Origin of the sequence: Streptomyces thermovulgaris (assembly GCF_002155915.1) — a bacterium.
GTDB lineage: Bacteria > Actinomycetota > Actinomycetes > Streptomycetales > Streptomycetaceae > Streptomyces > Streptomyces thermovulgaris.
In genome coordinates this window covers 1-1,676 of the sequence record NZ_MUME01000449.1, presented here as the reverse complement: position 1 = coordinate 1,676, position 1,676 = coordinate 1, and the positions used below count along the sequence as shown (strand labels likewise).

The following is a 1,676-nucleotide window of genomic DNA, read 5'->3' as shown; positions in this document are numbered from 1 at the left end:
GGGCGGGTGCGGCGTCGGCGGGGTGGCCGTGGTCCGGCGGTGCGGTGCGGGCGCGCGGTGACGGGCCGTCGAACGCGCCGGCGGCGAGCAGAGGGTCCATGGCGGACCACGCTGTCCGATGCGGAAGGTTCCGGGAAGGAACCTCGACGGGTTTTCGTCCGTCCGCCTCGGGCTTCTCCTCCGTCCGGCCGGGACGTCCGCCCGAGCGGGTCATGAGCGGACTGCGCGGTGCGGGGCGGACTTCGTCGTGTCGCGGTTCTCGGCGTGTCGCGCTCTTACTTTCTGTTCATATGATGTAACAGTCTGTACATGATCTGTCAGCAGCATGTCGACGAGGTCCCCGGCCGTCCCTCGCGCCGTCGTGCGCTGCGCGGGGCCCTGCTGGCCGCGGCGACCACCGCGGCGCTGGCCGGCGGGCCGGCGGCGGCCGCGGCTCCCGCGCCCGACTGGGACGCCATCGCCGCCTGCGAGTCGGGCGGCAACTGGAAGGCGAACACCGGCAACGGGTACTACGGCGGGCTGCAGTTCCGCCAGTCCAGCTGGATCGCCGCCGGCGGGCTGAAGTACGCGCCCCGGGCGGACATGGCCACGCGGGAGCAGCAGATCGCCGTGGCGAAGCGGCTGGCCGCCCTGCAGGGCATGTCGGCCTGGGGCTGCGCCCGGTCCTCCCGCGTCTGATCCTCCCGCGGCCGGTCCTCCGTGCCGGGGCTCTCGCCCGGATCGGGCCGGCGGCGGCCGTCGGCGGTCAGCAGAGCACGGCGAGCGCGCCGGGCAGGACCCGGGCGGTGACGGGCAGGACGGCCTCCACCTCGCCGTCGGCGCCGTAGGGCACGGGGCGGTCGGCCTCGATGCGGACCTGTCTGCCCCGCAGGACCCGCACCTCGGGACGGCCGGTGTGCGCACCGGTCCTCAGCTCGTTCATCAGGGCGAAGAAGAGCCGGCGCGGTGCATGACGGATCATCACCACGTCGAGCAGGCCGTCGTCGACGCGGGCGCCGGGGGCGATCATGCGTCCGGAGCCGTAGTAGGGCGAGTTGGCGGCCACCACGGTGTAGCCGCGGTGGACGTGCTCCTCCCCGTCGACGGTGACGCGGTAGCCGGCCGGCCGCCAGGTGGCGACGGCCCGCAGCCCGCCGGCGTAGTAGGAGGCGGCGCCGCGCAGCAGCCTGGAGCGGTTGGCGTACCGGTTGGCGAGCGCGTCGACGCCCGCGTACACACTGCCGAGGACGACGGTGCGCCGGTGGGCGGCCGACTCCACCTCGACGGTGTCGATCCGGCGCGGGGCGCCGTGCAGCAGGATCCGGGCCAGCTCGTCCGGGTCCAAGGGCAGTCCGAGGGCGCGGGCGAAGTCGTTGCCGCGGCCGGCCGGGACGAGCCCGAAGAGGGCGCCGGTGCCGCTGAGGGCCCCGCCGATGCTGCCCGCGATGCCGTCGCCGCCCACGGCGAGGACGACACGGCCCCGCTGTCCGGCGCCGCGGGCGAGGTCCTGGGCGTGGGCGAGGCTGCGGCTGTACTCGGTCTCCACGTCGGCGCCGGCCTCCCGCAGCACCCTGGCCACCCGCAGCAGCGCCGCGGCCCCGGCGGATCCGCCCGCGGTGGGGTTGACGACGGCGGTGAACTGGCGCATCGGCGGGCCTCCGGACGGGACGCGGGTCGGTGGTGGGGCGGGGTCGGCG

The 1,676-nt window shown here is 75.9% G+C and carries 2 protein-coding genes; one reads left to right on the top strand and one right to left on the bottom strand.

What is annotated here, in order from left to right; all coding sequences use genetic code 11:
* The first annotated feature begins 309 nt into the window (after positions 1-309).
* Positions 310-678: a transglycosylase family protein gene (locus CCN35_RS26150; RefSeq protein WP_067388808.1), complete on the top strand. Its 369-nt coding sequence runs from the start codon at positions 310-312 to the stop codon at positions 676-678.
* Between the two features lie 67 nt (positions 679-745).
* Here CCN35_RS26150 and CCN35_RS26145 read toward each other — a convergent pair whose 3' ends face one another.
* Positions 746-1,627 carry a diacylglycerol/lipid kinase family protein gene (locus CCN35_RS26145; RefSeq protein ID WP_086794565.1) on the bottom strand — a complete coding sequence of 294 codons (882 nt, stop codon included), beginning with the start codon at positions 1,625-1,627 and terminating at the stop codon, positions 746-748.
* Positions 1,628-1,676 lie beyond the last annotated feature (49 nt).